The 20,136-nt window shown below is 71.7% G+C and carries 20 protein-coding genes and 1 pseudogene; 7 read left to right on the top strand and 14 right to left on the bottom strand.

The annotated features are described in order from the left end of the window. Nucleotides 1-5: 5 nt before the first annotated feature. The 8 genes from C2L59_RS09260 to C2L59_RS09225 form a co-directional block, all read right to left on the bottom strand. Nucleotides 6-1,031 carry an NAD(P)-dependent alcohol dehydrogenase gene (locus C2L59_RS09260; RefSeq protein ID WP_103349091.1) on the bottom strand — a complete coding sequence of 342 codons (1,026 nt, stop codon included), beginning with the start codon at nucleotides 1,029-1,031 and terminating at the stop codon, nucleotides 6-8. After that, the gene (locus C2L59_RS09255) at nucleotides 1,028-1,717 is read right to left on the bottom strand and encodes an iron-sulfur cluster assembly protein (protein ID WP_103349090.1); all 690 of its coding nucleotides are present in this window, start codon (nucleotides 1,715-1,717) and stop codon (nucleotides 1,028-1,030) included. The genes C2L59_RS09260 and C2L59_RS09255 overlap by 4 nt, the downstream gene beginning before the upstream one ends. Then, nucleotides 1,714-2,751, bottom strand: a complete 1,038-nt coding sequence (locus C2L59_RS09250) for an amidohydrolase family protein (RefSeq protein ID WP_103349089.1) — start codon at nucleotides 2,749-2,751, stop codon at nucleotides 1,714-1,716. The genes C2L59_RS09255 and C2L59_RS09250 overlap by 4 nt, the downstream gene beginning before the upstream one ends. A 35-nt stretch (nucleotides 2,752-2,786) precedes the next feature. Next, nucleotides 2,787-3,158, bottom strand: coding sequence for a propane 2-monooxygenase effector subunit MimD (mimD, locus tag C2L59_RS09245; RefSeq protein WP_103349088.1), 372 nt, complete (start codon nucleotides 3,156-3,158; stop codon nucleotides 2,787-2,789). After that, nucleotides 3,155-4,324, bottom strand: a complete 1,170-nt coding sequence (locus C2L59_RS09240; protein ID WP_103349087.1) for a toluene hydroxylase — start codon at nucleotides 4,322-4,324, stop codon at nucleotides 3,155-3,157. Before C2L59_RS09240 ends, mimD begins: the two co-directional genes overlap by 4 nt. Nucleotides 4,325-4,331: 7 nt before the next feature. Further along, nucleotides 4,332-5,363, bottom strand: coding sequence for an NADH:ubiquinone reductase (Na(+)-transporting) subunit F (locus tag C2L59_RS09235; protein WP_103349086.1), 1,032 nt, complete (start codon nucleotides 5,361-5,363; stop codon nucleotides 4,332-4,334). Nucleotides 5,364-5,376: 13 nt separating this feature from the next. Next, entirely contained in the window at nucleotides 5,377-7,026 is a 1,650-nt protein-coding gene (locus C2L59_RS09230; RefSeq protein WP_103349085.1) for a methane monooxygenase, read from the bottom strand. Nucleotides 7,027-7,100: 74 nt separating this feature from the next. Continuing rightward, nucleotides 7,101-7,355, bottom strand: a complete 255-nt coding sequence (locus tag C2L59_RS09225) for a hypothetical protein (protein WP_103349084.1) — start codon at nucleotides 7,353-7,355, stop codon at nucleotides 7,101-7,103. A 103-nt stretch (nucleotides 7,356-7,458) separates the two neighbouring features. Between C2L59_RS09225 and C2L59_RS09220 the strand changes: the two genes are divergently transcribed. Beyond that, the gene (locus C2L59_RS09220; RefSeq protein ID WP_103349083.1) at nucleotides 7,459-9,252 is read left to right on the top strand and encodes a sigma-54-dependent Fis family transcriptional regulator; all 1,794 of its coding nucleotides are present in this window, start codon (nucleotides 7,459-7,461) and stop codon (nucleotides 9,250-9,252) included. A gap of 48 nt (nucleotides 9,253-9,300) precedes the next feature. Here C2L59_RS09220 and C2L59_RS09215 read toward each other — a convergent pair whose 3' ends face one another. Beyond that, on the bottom strand, nucleotides 9,301-10,014 hold the full coding sequence (locus C2L59_RS09215) for a DUF4142 domain-containing protein (protein ID WP_103349082.1): 714 nt from the start codon (nucleotides 10,012-10,014) through the stop codon (nucleotides 9,301-9,303). A gap of 223 nt (nucleotides 10,015-10,237) precedes the next feature. Here C2L59_RS09215 and C2L59_RS09210 point away from each other — a divergent pair, with 223 nt between their 5' ends. Continuing rightward, nucleotides 10,238-10,714, top strand: coding sequence for a MarR family winged helix-turn-helix transcriptional regulator (locus tag C2L59_RS09210; RefSeq protein WP_103349081.1), 477 nt, complete (start codon nucleotides 10,238-10,240; stop codon nucleotides 10,712-10,714). A gap of 17 nt (nucleotides 10,715-10,731) precedes the next feature. Then, entirely contained in the window at nucleotides 10,732-11,145 is a 414-nt protein-coding gene (locus tag C2L59_RS09205) for a DUF5655 domain-containing protein (protein WP_233223361.1), read from the top strand. A gap of 2 nt (nucleotides 11,146-11,147) precedes the next feature. On the opposite strand, the gene C2L59_RS09200 is transcribed toward C2L59_RS09205, so the two are convergent. Next, entirely contained in the window at nucleotides 11,148-12,281 is a 1,134-nt protein-coding gene (locus C2L59_RS09200; protein WP_255410250.1) for a YncE family protein, read from the bottom strand. A 290-nt stretch (nucleotides 12,282-12,571) separates the two neighbouring features. Between C2L59_RS09200 and C2L59_RS09195 the strand changes: the two genes are divergently transcribed. Together C2L59_RS09195 and C2L59_RS09190 are read left to right on the top strand one after the other, a co-directional pair. Beyond that, a complete protein-coding gene (locus tag C2L59_RS09195) occupies nucleotides 12,572-13,690 on the top strand; it encodes a helix-turn-helix domain-containing protein (protein ID WP_103349079.1) in 1,119 nt (372 codons plus the stop codon). A 10-nt stretch (nucleotides 13,691-13,700) separates the two neighbouring features. Continuing rightward, on the top strand, nucleotides 13,701-14,150 hold the full coding sequence (locus tag C2L59_RS09190; protein WP_103349078.1) for an HIT family protein: 450 nt from the start codon (nucleotides 13,701-13,703) through the stop codon (nucleotides 14,148-14,150). Here C2L59_RS09190 and C2L59_RS09185 read toward each other — a convergent pair. After that, on the bottom strand, nucleotides 14,147-14,356 hold the full coding sequence (locus C2L59_RS09185; RefSeq protein WP_103349077.1) for a DUF2945 domain-containing protein: 210 nt from the start codon (nucleotides 14,354-14,356) through the stop codon (nucleotides 14,147-14,149). The two genes, C2L59_RS09190 and C2L59_RS09185, sit on opposite strands and share 4 nt — an antisense overlap. A gap of 70 nt (nucleotides 14,357-14,426) precedes the next feature. Here C2L59_RS09185 and C2L59_RS50275 point away from each other — a divergent pair. Together C2L59_RS50275 and C2L59_RS47845 are read left to right on the top strand one after the other, a co-directional pair. Beyond that, nucleotides 14,427-14,801: pseudogene (locus tag C2L59_RS50275) on the top strand (class I SAM-dependent methyltransferase); the annotation flags it as partial. A 384-nt stretch (nucleotides 14,802-15,185) separates the two neighbouring features. Then, on the top strand, nucleotides 15,186-15,506 hold the full coding sequence (locus C2L59_RS47845; protein ID WP_199198990.1) for a DUF3140 domain-containing protein: 321 nt from the start codon (nucleotides 15,186-15,188) through the stop codon (nucleotides 15,504-15,506). On the opposite strand, the gene C2L59_RS09175 is transcribed toward C2L59_RS47845, so the two are convergent. Genes C2L59_RS09175 through C2L59_RS09165 form a run of 3 tightly spaced genes read right to left on the bottom strand, consistent with a single transcriptional unit; the run spans nucleotide 15,475 to nucleotide 20,072 of the window. Then, the gene (locus C2L59_RS09175) at nucleotides 15,475-16,698 is read right to left on the bottom strand and encodes an FAD-dependent monooxygenase (RefSeq protein WP_103349075.1); all 1,224 of its coding nucleotides are present in this window, start codon (nucleotides 16,696-16,698) and stop codon (nucleotides 15,475-15,477) included. The genes C2L59_RS47845 and C2L59_RS09175 overlap by 32 nt on opposite strands. 31 nt (nucleotides 16,699-16,729) lie before the next feature. Further along, the gene (locus tag C2L59_RS09170) at nucleotides 16,730-19,726 is read right to left on the bottom strand and encodes a BTAD domain-containing putative transcriptional regulator (RefSeq protein WP_103349074.1); all 2,997 of its coding nucleotides are present in this window, start codon (nucleotides 19,724-19,726) and stop codon (nucleotides 16,730-16,732) included. A 19-nt stretch (nucleotides 19,727-19,745) separates the two neighbouring features. Then, the gene (locus tag C2L59_RS09165; protein WP_233223359.1) at nucleotides 19,746-20,072 is read right to left on the bottom strand and encodes a hypothetical protein; all 327 of its coding nucleotides are present in this window, start codon (nucleotides 20,070-20,072) and stop codon (nucleotides 19,746-19,748) included. Nucleotides 20,073-20,136: the final 64 nt, after the last annotated feature.

Raw genomic sequence — 20,136 nt, 5'->3', positions numbered from 1 at the left:
TGCTCCTAGGGGGTGAGGATGGCCCGGCCGCGCACGCGCCCGGCGTCGAGGTCGGCCAGTGCGTCGAGCGCCGCGTCCAGGGGGTACTTCTTCGTGTGCAGGGTGACTTTCCCGGCTTGGGCCAGCACCATCAGCTCGGCCAGGTCGTTGTAGGTGCCCACGAGGTTGCCGATGACGTTGCGCTCGGTGGAGATGATGTCGATCGTCGGGATTTCGATGTTCGAGCCGTAGCCGATGACGAAGTGCGACCCGGCGCGCCGGGTCATCGCGAAGGCGTCCTGCTGGGCGCCCTGCTCGGCGACGAAGTCGAGGACGACCTCGGCGCCGTTGCCGCCGGTCAGGTCGAGGACGGCCTCGACCTGCTTGCCGTCGGCCGGCACGGTCTCGTCGGCCCCCAGCGTCGATGCCAGTTCGAGGGCGTCGGCGTTGCGGTCGACCACGATCACGCGGGCCGCCGTCAGCGCGCGCAACGACTGGATGCCGATGTGCCCGAGGCCGCCGGCGCCGTTGACGACGCAGGTCGTACCCGGGTACAGCTGCGGCACGGACTTGCGGACCGCGTGGTAGGCGGTGATCCCGGCGTCGGCCAGCGCGGCGACGTCTTCCGGCTGGGTCGACGGATCGAGCTTGATGCACGCCCGCGCCGACGTCAGCAGGTACTCGGCCATCCCGCCGTCGGTGTTGATGCCGGGAAACGTCCCGTTGGGGCAGTGCATGTCGTCGCCCGCGCGGCAGGCGTGGCAGAGCCCGCACGTCGGCGTCGGGTGCAGGATGACCGTGTCGCCGACCTCGACGTTCGTCACCGCCGGGCCGACCTCGTGCACCCAGCCCGCGTTCTCGTGGCCGATCGTGTACGGCAGTTCGACCCCGGACTTCCCGGCCCACTGTTCCTCGATGATGTGCAGGTCGGTGCGGCAGACGCCGGCGCCGCCGATCTTGACCACGACGTCGAAGGGCCCGGTGGCGCGCGGCTCCGGGACGTCTTCGATCACCGGGAGCTGGTGGTACTTCTGCAGCCGCACGGCCTTCATCCCGTGCCCTCCTCTTCTGCGTCGAGCGAGTACCGCGCGCGCAGCATGCCGCGGCAGACGCCCGAATTGGCCTCCATGCTCGTGCGGGTCAGCCGGGCGAAGGCCAGGTGGCGCTTCGCGTCGGCCGGAGCCGTCCCGGTCGCCGGGTCGAGCAGCAGCGGGTCGCCGTCCTCGGCGGGCAGGCCCAGCTCGCGGCGGCGGGCACGCAGCCGGTCCAGGTCGGCGCTCGGCGGGACGTCGCCGAGGGTCAGCGACCGCGGGTCCCGGCCGAGGGACCGGCACACGCGGTCGGTGCCGGCCAGCACGGCCTTGCGGACGAAGTCGTGCCGCAGCGTGTCGAGCTCGTCGGCGGCCTCGCCGTCGAACGACGCGACGAACCCCTGCCGCGCGGCCACCCCGCGGTTGATGACGTCGGACGCGAAGTGGTCGTCGAGGCGGATGTCGAGCCCGGTCAGGCCCGGCACGCCGGCCACGGCGTCGTAGGCGTCCGCGACCATCAGGAACGCGAAGTTGGGTGCGCAGAAGTACGTCGGCAGCCGCAGCCGGACGACGGCGTGGCCCGCGTCGCTCACCTCGCAGCGGGCCACGAACCCGAGGTCGGTGAGGGGTTCGTCCAGTTCGGGGTCCCGGACGGTGCCCAGCGCCGCCCACACGGCGGCGCGGGCGCCGGTCACCACGGCGGTCATGAGTTCGGCACGCCGACGGGCTCGACGTTCTCCGGATTCGCCAGCTGCAGTTCCGAAGGGACGTCGATGTCGTAGAGGCGGGCCGCGTTCAGGCCGAGGATCTTCTTCTTCTGGTCGACGGTCAGCGGCGGGAAGTCCGACAGCTCGTCGTCGCCGGGCATGTTCCAGTCGACGAAGCCTTCGACCTGCCACTTCGGTTCCCAGATCGCGTAGTCCGCGCCGAAGATGAGCTTGTCTTCGCCGAGCCAGAACAACAGCTCGCCCATGACCTTGGCGAAGAACTTGGGGCGGGCGTGCATCAGGCCGCCGACCACGACGGCCAGTCCCGCGTAGACGTTCCGCTCCTGGGTGGCCATGAAGCAGAAGTCCTCGATGCGCGGCAGGCCGACGTGCTCGACGATGAAGTTGAGGCCCTGGAAGTTCGTCGCCGCGTGGTCCACATCGGACACGTCGAAGGCGTCCTTGTCCAGGGGCCAGATCGTCGGTCCCTTGTGGATGTGGACGTTCTTGACGCCCAGTTCCTCGCACTTCTCCAGGTAGCGCGCGGCTTCCGGGTCTTTCAGGCTCCAGCCGCGGGAGTCCCCGCGCCATTCGGCCGTGTACAGCTTGACGCCCTTGCAGCCGTAGCGCTTGACGCGCTCCTCGAACGCTTTCATCCCCTCGTCGCCTTCACGCGGGTCGAAGGTGGTGTTGACGAGGAACTTTCCGGGGTGCTTGTCGGCCAGCGCCCCGTCGGCCTCGGTCGTGTTGAACCCGTTCTTGTACCACTGCCGCAGGTTGGTCGGCTGGAAGATGGCCGTGTCGACGTGCCCGACCTCGAACAGGTCGTGCATCATCAGCTCCTCGGAGTACTTCCGGAACCGGTCGAGCGGCCAGTGCGTCTCCTTCGGGCCGAGTCCCTGGTAGGCGTGGAAGCACTCGATCCAGCCCTTGGCGTATTCCTCCTGCCCCTCGACCCAGTTCTCCGGGCTCGCGTCCCAGAAGTGGGTGTGGGCGTCCACCACGAAATACTTTTCGCCGTCTTTTTCGTACATGGTTGACCCTCCTGAGCGGGATCGAGTGCTGGTACCTAGCGAATGGGCTTGAGGTCGAAGTCGAGGTACTCGGCCGCGTCTTCGGGGTTGGCGAACATGATCGTGCGGTCGTCTTCGTGGATCATCCGGCCGTAGTGGGTGGACATGCTCTCCTCGAACTCGGCGGCGGTGAACCAGCCTTCTTCCTCGCCGGCGGCCTCGTCGACCTCGGCGTAGACCAGGTCCGTCCGGCCCTTCGCGTCGACGCGGATCATCGACGGCAACGGCGTCACGGTCACGTTGTCCTTGGTGGCCATGACTTCCGCGATGATCGCGCCGACCTGGTTGTTCATCAGGGTGAAGCCGCACATGTTCGACGCGGTGTTGTCGGCCTTGAACGGGCTTTCCGCGGTCTTGAAGACAGTCACTGGCCCAGCTCCTCGGGTGCCTTGAGGCCCAGTTCGGACAGGATGCCGGCGAACCGGCTCTTCACGCGGTCGAGGCCGTCCTCGAACCGGATCGGCTTGGCGTCGGGCTGCGACCACAGCGGCTGCAGCGCGCGGGCGGCGGCGATGCTCTTCGGCACCCAGTCCTCGAGCCACTTCTGCAGCAGCGCCTTGTTGTGGTCGGCGAACTCCTTGTCGTTGATGAGAAGGTGGAACAGCGGTTTCGTGTAGCGGAGGTCGCGTTCGGAGAAGTCGAACTCCTCGGCGCCGATCAGCGTCGGGGTGACGAAGTCGCCGTTCGCGGGCGCGGCCTGCTGGACGAGGTTGCTGCGGAACAGCTCGCCGACCAGCGGCTCGAAGACGACGTTGGCGGCGAAGATCGCCTCGCCCCAGTCCCAGATCCCGGTCAGCTGCTCGGCGGTCTCCCGCACGCCCTGCCAGGCCGGGTCTTCGTTCCAAGTGGACAGGTGCGCGGTGCCGTCGAAGCCCTCGATCTCCTCGGTGAGGGTCAGGTTGTACAGCGCCAGGTCCTGCGCCGCGCGGATGCGGTGCATGCTGTTCACCGAAATCACGTTGTTGTGCATGTTCGTCGGGGCGCGGCGGTTGGCGTTGGCGAACAGGTACAGGCCCAGGCCGTGGTCGACGTGCATCCAGGCGCCGACGTGCTTGGCGACGAAGTCGACCCAGTTGCGGTTCCACTGCTCGAACGCCTTGGCCTGGCGGGCGGCGTCGATGTTCTGGTTCAGCTGGCGGACGACGTTCGCGTTGTAGCGGTAGAGCGTGAGTTCCCACTCCTCGTTGGGGTCGCGGAACTCGTGCCAGCCGTGCGCGGGCCAGTCGTAGCCCTTGCCGCCGGACCCTGGTCCGCGTTCGGGCAGGGGCCGGTCGGAGCCCCACGCCTTCAGCGCCGTCCATTCCAGGGGGTATCCGCCCTTGCCGTCGGCGAAGGCGTAGAGCCAGCCCTGGGACAGGTAGTGCCGCGGGTCGGGCTGGACCTCGACGGTGACGTCCTCGTAGTGGCTCTGCTTGCGCTTGGCCGGGGTGAAGTAGTTGTACTGGCGGGCCGTGGAGTCCGGGAAGACCTTCGCCCCCGCCTCGGCGTCGGTGAACGCCGGCTTGGGCACGCTGCGTTCGGAGGTGGCTGTCATGGGTTCCTTACCCTTCGCCCGTGGTGGTGAACTTGTCGTGGAAGACGCGCTTGCCGTCGACGCCGAGGGCGGGCAGCAGCTCCAGCGCGGCCTCGACCATCGGCGGCGGCCCGCAGACGTAGGCGTCGGCGCCGGTCAGATCGAGCCCGGTGCGGCGCAGGACGTCGGTGACGAAGCCGGTTTCGCCCGTCCAGTCGGCGTCGCCCGGCTCGGAAAGCGCGGGCACGTAACGGAAGTCCGGCAGCTTCTCTTCCAGCGCCCGCAGTTCGTCCTCGAAGCAGAGGTCGCGGCGGCGGCGGGCGCCGTAGTAGAAGGTCGCCTTCCGGTCGATCCCGCGCTCGGCCATCGACCGCAGCAGGGCCAGGATCGGCGCCATCCCGGCCCCGCCGCCGACGAACACGAGGTCCGCGCCCGGGTTGTCCCGGAGGGTGAACACCCCGAACGGGCCGGTCACCCGGAGCCGGTCGCCGGCCGCGACTCGCTCGGCCAGGAACCGGGAGAACAGCCCGTCGGGGTAGATCTTGATGACGAACTCCAGCAGCCCGCCGCGCGCCGAGGTGTTGGCCATCGAGAACGACCGGGTCTCCTCGGTGCCCGGGACCGCGAAGTCCAGGTACTGGCCCGGGAAGAACTTGAGGTCGCCGGCCAGCCGGACGACGAGGTGCCGGAGGTCGTGCGTGACGGGGTCGTTGGCGACGACCTCGACGTCGGCCTCCTGGATCGGCAGGCCGGACTGGATCATCTCCTCGTCGTAGTTGAGCAGCTCGATCGTCAGGTCTTCGTACGCGTGGGCCCGGCACAGCAGCGTGAAGCCTTCCTCCTTTTCGTAGTCGGGAAGCGCGAAGGTCGAGTACCGGTCGTGTTCGACGTCGTCGCCGTCGAGGAGGAACGACTTGCAGGCCGCGCACTGCCCTTCCTTGCAGCCGTGCATGAGCATGACGCCCTGCTCGGCGGCGGCACGCAGGATCGTCTGGTCCTCGGCGACGTCGATTTCGATCCCGACCGGCTCGAACCGGACGCGGTGCTTCTCCGCTGTCATGCCGGGCCGCCCGTCAGGCCTGCGGTGCCGGACGCCCGGCCGGGCCCTGGCGGTTGTAGTCGGCCACGAACGCGGCGCGCTGCTCGGGCGTCATCCGGTTGAGCAGCACGTTCGGCGACTGCACCTCGGGCATCCGGCGCAGGTGGTCGAGCGTCCACATCTTCTTCGGGTCCAGGTCCAGGTGCGGCTGGGCGACCATGGTCTTGCCGTCGTCGCGCACGAAACCCATGTCGGAGACGACGTCGGCCCAGTTCCAGCCGTGGTAGAGCGTCTCCCACTCGCGGGCGCCGACCAGCTGGCCCATGTTGGGCGTGTTGCGGCCCTGGTAGGTGGGCCGGAACGCCTCGGCGTCGGTCCAGCGGCAGGTCTCCGAGCAGTACGTCCGGTGCTGGCCGTCGACCTCGTCGACCACCATGTCCTCACGGATCAGGCACGGCACCATGCAGGTCCAGCAGCGGTGCGGGTACACGTAGCCGACGTCCTCGGCGACGATCGGGTGGTGCCCGTTCGGCGTCGCGAGGCGGTTGTAGTTCTCCCACCACTTGCCGTACTTGTCGTACCAGCCCGGGTACTTGTACTCGAACCATTCGAAGTCTTCGTCGGTCATCGGGTCGATCCGCCAGTAGTTGGCGAGCCACCCGGTGGCGAAGAACTGCGCGACTTCGTGGACGTACCCCTTGTTCCAGATCCGGTTCCACGCCTCTTCGATGAGGTCGTGCGGGATGATCAGCCCGTACTTCTCGAGCGGGACCAAGTACGAACGGTAGTAGTCGTCGTAGATCCAGCGGCGCCACATTTCCGCGTAGCTCTCGCGGTCCTTGCGGCGGTCCTTCGTGCCGTATTCGATGAATGTGCCGATCGCGGCGTCGACGACGGCGTGGTTGTTCCACCACGCGTAGCGGAGGTCGCGTTCGAGCAGCTGGTGGTTGCTCTCGTCGGACAGCGCCATCAGCAGCGTCGCGTAGCCGTTGCTGATGTGGCGGGATTCGTCGGACTGCACCGAGTGGAAAACCGTGGGCAGCAGGTAGTCGCCGTTCGCGGCGGCCTCGGCCGGCATGGCGACGAACAGCGTGTTCGTGAACGCCGTTTCGGCGACGATCGTCAGGTAGATGCTCGCCGCGGTGATGGCGTCCCCGGTGATGAAGCCTTCGGCGAACTGGCGGCCGATGGTGCCGCAGTAGTCGTTCTGGAAGTTGCGCAGGCTCGAGTTGAAGCCCGCCGGGTCGATGTAGTTCTGCATGTACAGGCGCTTGAGGTTCTGCTGGATCGTCGAGTGCCGGACCTCGTCGATCATCTGGATCGCCTGGCCGTTGTGCAGTTCCGGGTTCGGGACCGTGCGGAACAGCAGCGGCATCGCCCGCGCGGCGGAGATTTCCGGCAGCGGGATGATCGACAGGAACAGCTTCTGCCACTCCAGCCAGCGTTCCTGGACCTGGCGGAACATGTTGCCGCGGATCGCGCCGTCCTCGGCGCCGTAAACCCGGTGGTCCTTTTCCTCCTGCATCGGGAAGTACGAGCGGAGGACCTGCTTCAGCGGGTCCTTCTTCTTCGCCTTCCGGAACGTGTAGTCGGTGCCGTAGTGCGAGACCGGGGTGTGGTACGCCGGTTCCCACGACAGTTCCTGGATCTTCTGGTGGGCTTTCGCCACACTTTGGCGGCTCATGGATCAACTCCTTATTCGCGGCTCGCCGGCCCGGCGTCGACCATTAAGCGCCGCCCGCGGGGCGGGCGCGGGTCTCAATCTGAGACAGGACCGCGGCCGGCGGGGCGGTCGAGCAGCCGCGCGCGCAGGGCGGTCAGCTCGTCGTGGATCCCGGCTCGCACCCGCGCGTCCCCTTCGGCGGCCGGGACGATCCCGAACGCGCGCAGCAGCGCGGCGGCGGGCTCGCCGGGGTCGCCCGCGGCGCCCAGCGTCGGGTGCAGGTCCTGCTCCGCCAGGTGGGTGAAGACCAGGTTGACGATCGTCCAGGGGTTGTACGTCTCGGCGGCCATGGGTCCATCGCACCGCCGCCGCGGGCACGGGAGCGTCTCAATTTGAGACACCGCCGCCGCCACCGCGCGCTTACGCTGGACGGGCGTCACTACGGGAGGTCACGTGGACGAGATCGCGCCCGGCACCCTGCTCGCCGACGACGCGCTCGCCCGCACCCGGGTGCGCTTCCTGACCGCCGAAGCGGTCCCCGCGGGCACGGTCCGGCCGACGATCCTGTCCTCGTGGCGGCGGTCGCGGGAGTTCCAGGTCGAGGCCGACCGGATCGACCCGCTCTACCTCGGCGACCAGAACCTCGACATCCCGCTCATGCGCGGCGCCGAGCCGGTGCTGCACAAGCTGGGCGAGCAGTTCGAGGGCCAGCCGATCAGCCTGATCCTCACCGACGCCAGCGGCGTCGTGCTCACCCAGCAGACCGGCGACGCCGACCTGGCCCGGCACCTGGAGCGCGTCGAACTGGTGCCGGGATTCAGCTACGGCGAGCAGTCGGTCGGCACGAACGGCATCGGGACCGCGCTGGAGGACGGCCGCCCGACGACGGTGTTCGGGCACGAGCACTACGCCGAGCACCTGGAGAACCTGGCGTGCGCCGGCGTCCCGATCCACCACCCCATCTCGGGCAAGAAGGTCGGCGCCGTCGACCTCACCTGCTGGTACCAGGATGCGGGCGGGCTGCTCGTCGCGCTGGCGCGGTCCACGGCCGAGCAGATCCGCCAGGCCCTGCTGCGGCACAGCGACCTGCGGGAAATGATGCTGTTCCAGGCGTACCTGCAGACCTGCCGGCGGTGGACGGGCATCGTGCTGGCGTTCAACGAGGACATCGTGATGATGAACGACCGGGCCCGGCAGCTGCTCGACCCGGCCGACCAGTCGGTGCTGCTCGGCCACGCCACCGAGGCGCTGGCCGAGGGACGGCGGGCCCCGGCGACGCTGGCGTTGTCGAGCGGGCTGCGGGTGCGCGTGTTCTGCCGCCGCGTCGCGGGCCGGCGCGAATCGGAGACCGCGGGCGGCGTGCTGTCGGTGAAGCTGATCGAGGCCGAGGAGACCCTGGCGGTCCCGACGCCGATGCTGCCGATGTACCTGCCGGGCGTCGTCGGATCGGCGCCGCTGTGGCTGCGCTGCGGGCACGAGCTCGACTCCGGTCACCAGCGCGGCGAGTGGGTCGCGCTGGAAGGCGAGCCCGGGACCGGCAAGCTGACCCTGGCGAAGGGCCTCCACCAGCGTCACCACCCGGCGGCCCGGCTGCTGACCGTCGACGCGGCGCTCGGCGAGGACTGGGACGCGCTGCGGCGCGAGCACGCCGAGGCCCCGATCCGCACGCTGGTGATCCGGCACGTCGAGCGGCTGGCCGCGCCGGCCGCCAACGCGCTGGCGCTGGTCCTGCGGCAGCTGCGCGAGGCCCCGGACGCGCCGTGGGTGGTCGGCACGCTCGTGCCGGAAGCCGAAACCGAACCGGCGCTGGCCGAGCTGCTGAAGTCGTTCCCGCGGACGGTCCGGGTGCCGCCGCTGCGCCACCACGTCGAAGACCTCGCGGAGCTCGTCCCGCTGGTGCTGAGCAAGCTCGGCTACGGCGGCCGGCTGACGTGTTCGGCCGCGGCGCTGCACCTGCTGATGCGGGCGGAGTGGCCGGGCAACACCGGCCAGCTCCACCAGGTGCTGCGCAAGGTGGCCCAGCGCCGCCGCGCGGGCACCATCCGCCCGGGCGACCTCCCGGCGGAGTTCCACGCGGTGACCCGCCGGCCGCTCAACCGCTTCGAGTCGATCGAGCGGGACGCCATCGTGCGGTGCCTGGAGGACGCGGACGGCAACAAGGTCCGCGCGGCCAAACTGCTGGGCATCTCCCGGGCGACGATCTACCGCAAGATCCACGAGTACGGCATCGTCCCCCCGGCCCGGTAGCCGCCCGCATCCCCGGCGGGCGGCTACCCTCCCTCCCCCGCGCCGGCGTCACTTCGCCGGCGGGTTCACCGCCGCGGCGACGTCGGCGATCGTCTTCGCGTCGACCAGGCCGGTGTCCTCGAGGACCGTCATGTGGTCGAGGACCGTCTGGTTCGCCTGCGTCGCGTGCCGGCGGATGACGTCGTTCTGCGTGCCCGCGCGGACTTCGGCGATGGTCGCGAAGATCTTGCCGTGCGACGCGCGGAGCAGGTTCGCGAACAGCTTGTCGAACTCCAGGCCCTGGGCGTTGGTCAGCTGGCGGACCCAGCCCTGCTGTTCGGCGCTGGCCTGGTCCGGCAGCGTCACGCCGAGCATCTTCGCGTCCTCGCGGACGAGCTGGTCCAGGTGCGAGTGCCCGTCCAGCAGGTGCAGGCCGGCGCGCTTCACGGCCTCGCTGCTGGCGTGGGTCTGGGCGAGGTCGCCGGCGGGGATCTCCCAGAGCCCCGCCTGGCGGACCTTGACCAGGAACGTCTTGTCGAGCTCGGTGACCGGGCCGGCGCCGGCCACGTTGTCCGCGGCCCCGGCCTGGGCGGCCGAGCCCATCTGCATGCCGGCCATGTCCGGGTCGTGCGCCGGGACCTGCGCCTGCGTCGAGCCGGGCGCGGTCTGGGCGCTGGCGTTCAGCACCATCACCGAGCCCACGCCGATCACGGCGAGCGTGGCCACGACGACCAGCGCGGTCCGGGCCTTGGCGCGGCCCGTCATGCCACGGTGATCCGGCATGGTTCCTCCTTCTGACGACAGTTCAGATACGCGGTACACGGATGCCGTCGCGCGGAGGTTCAGCGGAATCCGGGGAACTTTTCTTGTGTACCAACAAATTCAACGCTCGAACGCGCTCTTGCCGACGAAAAAAGGAGAGACGGCCGACCCGGCCGGACACCGCCGGCGAGCGCCGGGGATGTCCATCTTGACCGATGCTCTTGTGATTGGCAAGTATTGCCCCATGCAATCCCTCGAAGACGCGGCCCCGGGCGCCGACCCGGACGTGGCCGCCCTCGACGGCCTCACCGTGGTCCTGGTCGGGATCGCCTGGGAGTGCGCGCACGCGGCCCCACCCGAGGTGTCGTTCCCGCAGACGCGGCTGCTGCTCGTCCTCGACCGCCTCGGCCGGGTCCCGAGCTCGCAGCTGGCGGCGGCGATGGGTGTCAACGCGTCCTCGGTGACGCGGCTGGCCGACCGCCTGGAGGCCCTCGGTCACGTGGCCCGCGGCCGCAGCCCGGGCAACCGCAGCGTCGTCACGCTGGAGGTGACCGAAGCCGGGCAGGAGATCGTCCGGCGGCTGCTCGGCCGGCGGCACGCCGCCCTGGGTTCGTTGCTGGACAAGCTGCCGCCGGCGCAGCGGAAGGCCGCGGCCACCGCGGCCCGGCGGCTGGTGCACGCGGCGGCCACCATCCCGGCGCTCGGCCCGGCGCCGCTGTGAGTGCCATCCTGGACGGCATGCCGACCCGCTGGACGTGCCCGCGCTGCGACCGCGAGTTCGCGCGCACCGGCCAGGGGCACACGTGCGTGCCGGGCTGCACGGTCGAGGAGACCTTCGCCGGCAAGGCACCGTGGCAGCGCTCGGTCTACGACGCGGTCCTCGCGCACCTGCGCACCCTCGGCGACGTCCACGAGGACGCGGTCAAGGTCGGGGTGTTCCTCAAGCGCGACCGGAAGCTGGCCGAGCTGCGCCCGCGCTCGCGGGACGTGCTGGTGTACCTGTGGCTGCCGCGCCCGGTGGAAACGGCCCGCATCGCCCCGGCGAGCTGGGCGAGCGGGCCGCGGGTCGGGCACAGGCTGAGCCTGCGGGCGGTGTCCGATGTGGACGGCGAAGTCCGCGGCTGGCTGACCGCGGCCTTCGCCGTCTCCTGACGTCAGGACCCGGTGGGGCCCGTCCAGCCGTCGGGCACGTGGCCGATGCGGACCCGCTGCGGGTGGTCGCCGACCGGCACCGAAACGAGCTTCCGGCCGGTCGCGAAATCGATCGCGGTGACCTGGTCGGCGCCGGCCTCGGAGATCACGCAGGCGGTGCCGTCACCGCTCACCGTGGCCCAGTACGGCTTCACCGCGGGCACCAGCGTGCCCTGCTGCAGGGAGGCGCGGTCGACCACCGTCGCGTAGTCGTCCATCGTCCCGGCGATGCAGAGCTTGGTGCCGGCCGGGTTCATCGACATGCCGTGGTGGCGGGAATCGTTGACGAAGGTCTTGCGGTCGTCACTGGTGGCCGGGTTCTTCGGCAGCTCCTTGACCCGGGTGATCTTGTCGGTGGCGACGTCGTACTCCGCGAAACCGTTGAAGAACGACACCTGGAAGTACAGCTTCGACTCGTCCGGGGTGAACGCGACCGGGCGCACGGCGTCCGAAAGGTCGCTGCGGCCGAACGCGTCCAGCCGCTGGCGCATGTCGATCACCTTGACCTGGCGGAAGGTCGCGGCGTCGACCACGGTGATGTGCCGGTCCCCCTTGGTGAAGTCCCAGCCCGGGTCGTCGAGATCGGTGTTGACCTCGCCGATCGACATGTTCCACAGGTAGCGGCCGCCGTCGGTGAACACGTTTTCGTGCGGCTTGTCGCCGGTCGCGAACGAGCCGACCTGCTGCCCGGTCACGATGTCCAGCACGTGCACGGTGTTCGCCGTCGACGCGGAAACGGCGACGCGGCGCCCGTCCGGCGACACGGCCATGTGGTCGGAGCGGAAGCCGGAAACCGGGAAGCGCCAGTTGATCCGGCCGGTCATCAGGTTGATCGAGACGACGTCGGCGAAGCTCGGCCGCGACGCCACGACCGAACCACCGTCGGGCGTGGTGTACATGTCGTCGACGAACTGGTCGTGCCCTTCGCCGGGCCCGTTGCGGATGCCGAGGAAGAAGGCGAGCTTGACCGGGTTGAGGTAGATCTCGGTCAGGCGCTGGTCCTTGTCCGGGATGATGTTCACCCGCCCGATGCGGGCGAAGGAACCGCGGGACTGGATGACGTCCGCCGTGCCGTCCCAGTTGTTGCCGACGAACATCACCTCCCGCAGGGCCGCGGAGGCGCCGGTGGCCGGCACCGCGGCGCCGGTCGCCAGAAGGGCGACCGAGGCGGTGAGACAGGCCAGGCGCGAGAGGTACGACCGTTTCCGGCGGGAAGGGGGCACGGGGAACACCCTTTCGGCATTGAAGAGGTGCGGTGGATTTCGCGGGGGAACGGGGTTACTGTCCGGTATTGTCACGATAACGGGCCACCGGAGCCGATCCGGTAGGGCCGCTCGCCCAACATCGCGGACGCGGTGTTGTGGCCCCGCCACAACGGGAGGGTGCCGTGCCGGCCTCGCCGCTGCTCCGGCAGGTGCTGGACGCGATGGCCGCCGATGACACCGTGGTCAACGAGCTGGTGAAGGCCGCGCGGAGCCAGTCACCCGAGGTCGCGCGGCTGCCGGAGGCCGAGAACCGGCGGCACGTCCAGTTTTTGCTCTCCGCCGCTCTGCGCGCGACGACCAGCCCGGACGCCGCCGACTACACCACCGCCGAAGCGCTCGGCGCCGACCGCGCCGAACAGGGTGTCCCGCTCACCGATCTGCTGCGCGGGGTCCAGGCCGGCCGGACGCTCGCGGCGCGCGTCGCCGTCGAACGCTGCCGGGCCGCGGGGCTGTCCGACGACGTCATCCTGGAGACCGTCCTCGACGCCGAGCGCTACACCGGCGCGCTGGAACGGCACATCGTCAAGGGCTACCACGCCGCCGAGCTGCAGCTGTCCCGCACGGTCCGCGACGCGCGGACCCAGCTGCTGCGCACCCTGCTGCTGGCCGGCCACCCGCCGACGCCCGAAGAGCTCCGGCAGGCGGGGCTGCGTCCCGAAGGCCGCTACTCGTGCGTGGTGTCCGACGTCAGCGACCCGGCGCGGGCCCGGACGCTCGAACAGGCGCTGCTGGAGTTCGGCGGGGTGTACGGGCTGGTCGAGGGCCGGCTCACCGGCCTGGCGGCCCGGCCGCCCGGCGGGGTGCCGCTGGCCGACGGCGTGCTGCTGGTCGTCGCGCCGCCGTCGGCGTTGCCCGAGCTGCGGGAGGTGCACCGGCTGTGCGCGGCGGCGGCACGGCTCACCGGCCCCGGCTACCACGACCTGACCAGGCTGGCGGGCGAACTCGCGTTGTCGGCCCAGCCGCGGCTCGGCGACCTGCTCACGACGGATCTGCTCGGCGCGCTCGACCCGGTCAACGCGTTCCACCGCGAGCTGGCCGCGACGGCACTGGCCTACCTCGACCACGGCCAGCGCCTGCGCCCGACGGCGGACGCCCTGCACCTGCACCCGAACACGGTCCGCTACCGCCTCGACCGGCTGGCCGAGCTGACCCCGGTGGTCCTGGCGGAGAACAGCGGCGGTCGCGTCCTCGACGCGGTCCGCTCGTGGTGGGCGCTGCACCACTGGCTGGGTGGCCGATAGGGTCGTCCGCATGGCTGAACCTCCCCGGCTGCCGGCGACCACACCGGCCGGAGAATGCGTTTTCTGCGCGATCGCCTCGGGCCGCGCCCCGGCGGCGTTCGTCCACGAGGACGAAGAGTTCGTCGCGATCGTCGACCTCCGCCCGGTGACGACCGGCCACCTGCTGGTCCTCCCCCGGTCGCACCACCCGGACCTGGCTGCGCTCCCGGCGGCCGCGGGCGCGCGGATGTTCACCATCGCCCAGGATCTGGCGGCGGCGTTGCGGCGCACGGACCTGCGAAGCGAGGGGATCAACCTGTTCCTGGCCGACGGAGAGGCGGCCGGCCAGGAGATCCCGCACGTCCACCTGCACGTGATCCCGCGGTTCGCCGGCGACGGTTTCGTGTTGAGCGCCGACTGGCGGGTGCGCTCGCGGGAGGAGCTGACGGAGGTCGCGGCGAAGGTCCGGGCGGCGCGCTAGGCCTTGTGCAGCTTGTCGGGGTGGTGGACGGCGGTCTTCCCGGATTTCTCGCTCTTGACCAGGTACTGCGGGTCGTCGGGGGAAGCCTTGACGTCCCGCTTGCCGGCGTGGGTGTCCTTGGTGATCTTTTCTTCGACCGTGCCGACGGAGCTCTGGTTGCCGGCGTCCCAGCGGACGCGGTCGCCCTTCTTGAATTCCTGGGTCATGACCTGCGGGTACCCCGGATAGCGCCGTTCACGACAAAATCCGGGCGGCGAGCACCGATACGGTGACGGCGTGGACCGGAAGGCGCTGGCCTCGTCGTTCGGCGCGGTGGCGGCCGCCTATGCCGAGCACCGGCCGGGTTACGCGCCCGCCGCGGTGCGCTGGGCGCTCGGGCCCGCACCCGGCCGGCGGGTGCTCGACCTCGGCGCCGGAACGGGCAAGCTCACCGCCACGCTGGTGGCGCTCGGGCTCGACGTGACCGCGGTCGAGCCCGACCCGGCCATGCCGGCCGAGCTGCGCCCGGTGCTGCCGCAGGCGCGGCCGGGCCGCGCCGAGGCGATCCCGCTGCCGGACGCGTCCGTCGACGCGGTGCTGGCCGGCAACGCCCTGCACTGGTTCGACATGGCCGTCGCCGGTCCGGAGATCGCCCGCGTCCTGGTGCCGGGCGGCGTCCTGGCCGGTCTGTGGAACGTCGTGGACGACCGGGCCGGCTGGGTGACCGGGCTGGCGCAGGCCGGCGGGAGCGCGGTGATCGGACCACGCGACACGCCCGCCGGCTGGCGCGCCGAAACCGCCGGAGCGGTGCCGGCCGGCCGATTCGGGACACCGCAGCAGGCCGAGTTCCCGCACGGGCAGCGCCGCACGGCCGAGTCCCTGGTGGCGGCCCTGGCCACCCGGGCGGGCGTGCTGCTCATGCCGCCGCGGGAACGAGCGGACACGCTCGGCCGGCTCCGGGCGTTCCTCGCCGGCCGGCCAGAGACCGCGGACGGCGAGTTCACCCTTCCGATGCTGACCTGCGTGCTGCGCGGCCGCCGCGGGTACCCGTCCGGGATGGACGACGAAGAAACCCGCCGCGAGTTCGGCACCAGCGTCAACATGACGGCCAAGCAGCTCGGCGACTGGCTGGAGACGGACGAGTCGAAGGCGGCGGGGCAGCACAAGGACAGCGAGTCGATCGGCCACAAGTCCGGCCGCCGCATCGTCGAGATCCTCCGGAAGAAGAAGGACGACCTGACCGGGGACGACCTCGCGCACATGCGGAAGGTGGTCGGGTACGTGCACCGCCACCTGGCCCAGCGGCCGTCGGGGGACGTAAAGGACACCACCTGGCGGCACTCGCTCATGAACTGGGGGCACGATCCCCTGCACTAGCCGCGTAGTCCTGCAGTTCCAGGGCGTTCGCCGCCTCGCGGATGGGGCGGGACATCTGCTCCAGGACGCGGTTGCGGCCCGGGAGATGGGGCATGAGCTTGATCATGCGGGTGTTGAACCACGCGAACGCCCGGGACTGCGGGATGATGCCGCGCAACGCCGTCTTCGCCAGCGCCTGGTTCTTCTCGATGAACGGCCGCATCAGGGTCTCGTACCGCGCCGGGCCCTCGGAGAAGTCCGCGGCCAGCTCGCCGGCCAGGACGTACGCGCCCGCCAGGGCCAGGCTTGTCCCCTGGCCCGAGGCCGGGGACGCGCAGTAACCCGCGTCGCCGAGCAGGACGACCCGGCCGGCCGACAGGCGGTCCATGACGATCTGGCACACCGGGTCGAAATAGAAGTCGTCGGCCTCGCGCATGGCCTCCAGGAGCGCCGGGATCTGCCAGCCCAGGCCCGCGAACCGGTCCGCCACGAGGGACTTCTGGCCCTCGACGTCGCGGCGGTCGTAGGGCAGCGGGGGCGCCGTGAACCAGAACGCCGCCTTCGCGTCGGCCGCCCGGGCCGTGCTGTAGACGTTCACCATCTTGCCCGGCGCCGCCGAGTGCAGCAGCTCCCAGCGGTCCAGCTCGAAACTGTTGGGGACCGTCGAGATCGAGATGTACGCGTCGAACCGGCGCAGGTAGTCCTCCGCCGGGCCGAACGCCAGGGCGCGGACGCCCGAGTGCAGGCCGTCGGCGCCGACCACCAGGTCGAACCGGCGGGGCTCGCCGTGGGCGAATGTCACTTCGACGCCGTCGGGACGCTGGTCGAGACCGGTGATCCAGTCGCCGAAGACGTACTCGGTGTGCTCGCGCGTGGCTTCGTGAAGGATGCGGGACAGGTCGCCGCGGAGGATTTCCGTGTCGTCGCCGTGGCGGAAACCGAACGTGTCCGCGTCGAGAGTGGCCAGCTCCTTGCCGCGCTTGTTCACGAACGCGGCGCCCCGCATGTCCGTGCTCGCCGCGTGCACCTCGTCCAGCAGGCCCATCCGGCGGACGACGTCGACCGCGACGCCGCGGATGTCGACCTTGTAGCCGCCTTCGCGCAGGCTCGGGGCGCGCTCGACGACGGTGGCGTGGAAGCCGTGGTGGTGCAGCCACCAGGCGAGGGCGGGGCCGGCGATACCGGCGCCGGAGATCAGCACGTTCTTCGTCATGCCCCGGACTTTGGACGCGGCCGCTGACCGCTCACGAACCGAGCGCGAACCGCCGCTGACCGGCCTCCGCCACCGCCTGCTCGGGCGGCGTTTCCCGGCCGCGAGCGAACGCCTCGGCGTAGGCCGGGGCGCCGATGCGCGCCCGGACGCCCTCGGCCACCGCGGCGACGTCGGCGTCCCCGGTGACGGGCGCGCCCCGCAGCCCGACCGCCACGCCGAGCAGGAACGCCGCCCGCTCGTCCTCGGCCCGGCCGGCCAGCACCCCGGCCAGTCCTTCGATCGCCTGGGCCGCGCCGGGCCGGTTCGCGTGCTCCAACGCCGTGGCCAGGGCCTCCTGGTGCAGGTCGGTCGCCTCGTCCAGGCGGCCCTCGGCGGCCGCCGTCCAGCCGAAGCCGGTGTGCAGGCGGATGCGCGTCTCGCCGCCGGTGACCGGGTCGGCGGCCAGGGCGAGGGCCGAGGCGTACCAGCGCCGGGCTCCGGCCAGGTCGCCCGCACGCCGCGCGATCTCCCCCAGGCCACCGCGGGCGCGGGCGAGCGTCAGCGGCGTGCCGGCGGCGCGGGCCTGGCCGGCGGCGGCTTCGTAGTCGGCCCGCGCCGCCTCGACGTCCCCGGTGCGCAGCATCCCGTCGGCCCGGCGGCAGAGCAGGTCGGCCGCGTCTTCGGTGACACCGAGCTCGCCGGCCAGCCGCACGGACTCGTCCATCAGCTCGCGGAACCGCGCGTGGTCGCCGCGCCAGTCCGCGAACTCGGCGAGCTTCTCCAGCGCGCTCGCCTCGCCCCAGCGGTCGCCCAGGGCCCGGAACGCCGCCAGGGACGCCGAGAAGTGCGTTTCGGCTTCGGCGATCCGGCCGCCGTACTGCGCACCGAGGCCGTCGCCGATCCGCGCGAAGGCCCGGGACCACGCGTCCGGGCCGATCAACGCGGCCAGCCGCGCGCCTTCCGTTGCCTTGGTGCGCGGGGAAAACGCCCACAGCAGGAAGAGGTAGGGGTATTCGAGCGGCCCGTCGAGCCGCTGCAGGATCGGCTCGATCGCGACGTCGGTGGCCGACGCGTGGATCGCGCACAACACGTACTCCTCGGCCAGGTCCGGTGGCGGCTCGGGGCCGACGGCGGCGAGCACGGCGTCCGCGATCGGCGTCGCCTCGCTGCGCAGCCCGCGCAGCCACCAGTACCAGGACAGGGCCGCGATGAGCCGCAACGCCGTTTCGGGCGCTTCGGCGGCGCTCCAGCGCAGGGCCGCGAGCAGGTCGGCGTGTTCGGCGGTCAGCTCGGCCAGTGCCGTCAGCTGGCCGGCGCCGCGCAGCTTCGGCTCGTGGGCCAGCGCGAACTCCAGGAAGTACTTCGCGTGCGCCGCGCGGCGGTCCTCGCCCTGCCCGGCGCAGAACGCGCGGATGGTCTCCAGCATCCGGTACCGGCCGCCGGCGAACTCGACGAAGGACTTTTCGACGAGACCGGCGAGCACGGCGTCGGGGACGTCGCAGACGCGCTCGACGGCGGCCGGGCGCGCGCCGCCGGCGAACACCGCAAACCGGCCCGCGAGGAGCCGTTCGTCGGGATCGAGGAGGTCCCAGCTCCACTCGACGACGCCGCGCAGGGTCCGGTGCCGCGGGTCGGCGGTCCGGTCCCCGCGGGAAAGCAGGCCGAAGCGGTCGCCGAGGCGGGCGGCGACGTCGTCCGCGGACAACGACCGCAGCCGGGCGGCGGCGAGCTCGATCGCCAGCGGGAGGCCGTCGAGGGCGGCGCAGATGCGGGTGACCGCGCCGGGGGCCGGGGCTTCGCCGGGCGCGACCGCCGCGGCCCGGTCGGTGAACAGCCGCGCCGCGGCGTCGGCGGGCAGCGCGCCGACGGGCACCAGCGTCTCGCCGGTCAGGCCGAGCGCTTCCCGGCTGGTGGCCAGCGCCCGCAGGCCGGCGCACTCGCCCAGCAGCCGCCGCACCAGCCGCGCGGCCTCGGCGACGACGTGTTCGCAGTTGTCCAGGACGAGCAGCAGCGGCCGGTCGGCGAGCCCGGCGGCGAGGCGGTCGGCCGGGTCCGCGGCCGCGCCCGGCGTCAGCACGCCCTGTTCCCGCAGGCCCAGCGCGGCGAGCACGGCCCGCGGGACGTCGGTGGCCGTCGCGAGTTCGACGAAGCAGGCTTCGCCCGTCGCCCGGGCCGCGGCCTCGACGGCGAGCCGGGTCTTGCCCGCGCCGCCCGGCCCGGTGAGGGTGACGAGCCGGGCGTCGCGCAGGGCCGCGGTGAGCCGGTCGAGCTCGGCGCGGCCGACGAACGCGGTCAGCGGCACCGGCAGCCGGCGCGCCGGAGCGGGCGCGGCTTGGAGCACCGCGACGTGTGCTTCGGCGAGCTCGGCCGACGGGTCCGCGCCGAGTTCGTCGGCGAGGCGGGCCCGGACCTCGGCGAACACCGCCAGGGCTTCGGCGGACCGGCCGCTGCCGTGGAGGGCCCGGATGAGCTGGGCGGTGAGGCGTTCGCGCAGCGGGTGTTCGCGGGTGAGCTCCCGCAGTTCGGCGACGAGCCGCTCGTGGTGGCCGAGCGCGAGCCCGGCTTCGACGCGGTCCTCGGTCGCGGCCAGCCGCAGTTCCGCCAGCCGGGCCGCGCGCGGCGGGTCGGCGAGGCCGTCGAGCGCGGGGCCGCGCCAGAGCGCCAGTGCTTCGGTGAACAGCGTCAGTTTCGCGGCGGGATCGGGGGTTTCGCGCGCTTGCGCGGTGAGGCGTTCGAAGCGGTGGACATCGACGTCCCGGGGGTCGACGGCCAGCCGGTAGCCGGCCGGGGTGAACTCGACGAGGCCGTCGGGCGCGCCGCCGTCCCGCAGCCGCCGCCGCAGCCGCGAGACCTGGGACTGCAGCGCCTCCGCCGCGCCTTCGGGCGGGTGCTCGCCGTGGAGGCCGTCGATGAGCCGTTCGGCGCCGACCACCCGGCCGGCGTCGAGCGCGAGCAGGGCCAGCAGCCCCCGCAGCTGGGGGCCGCCGAGGGCAACGGGGGTCCCATCGGGACGACGGGCTTCGACCGGCCCGAGGATGGCGAACTGCACGCCGCCGATTCTGGCCCACTCACCGCCGTCGTGAGGGGAAACCCTCCTTGACGCTCACGACAGCCACGGCAGAGCACGGCCGCAGCCCGCGGAAGAACGCCCGGATGTCGGCGACGAGCAGCTCGGGCTCCTCCATCGCCGCGAAGGGCCCACCGGCGGCGAAGTCCGACCAGTGCGCGATCTTCTCCTCCGGATCCATGATCCGCCGCACCACCGGCGAGGTGTCGAACACCGCCCAGCCCGCCGGGACGTCCGAGGGCGCCAGCCAGCCGTGGTCCGAGTGGGCGGCCTCGTACAGGAACCGCGCCGCGGACGCGCCGCTGCGAGTGAACCAGTAGAGGCTCACGTTCGTCAGCAGCCGGTCGCGGTCGATGCCGCCGGCGCCGGTCCACGGCCAGGGCCTGGGTCTC

Origin of the sequence: Amycolatopsis sp. CA-128772 (assembly GCF_002904295.1) — a bacterium.
Lineage (GTDB): Bacteria > Actinomycetota > Actinomycetes > Mycobacteriales > Pseudonocardiaceae > Amycolatopsis.
The sequence above is the reverse complement of the archived record's forward strand: the minus strand, read 5'-3'. Positions and strand labels throughout refer to the sequence as shown.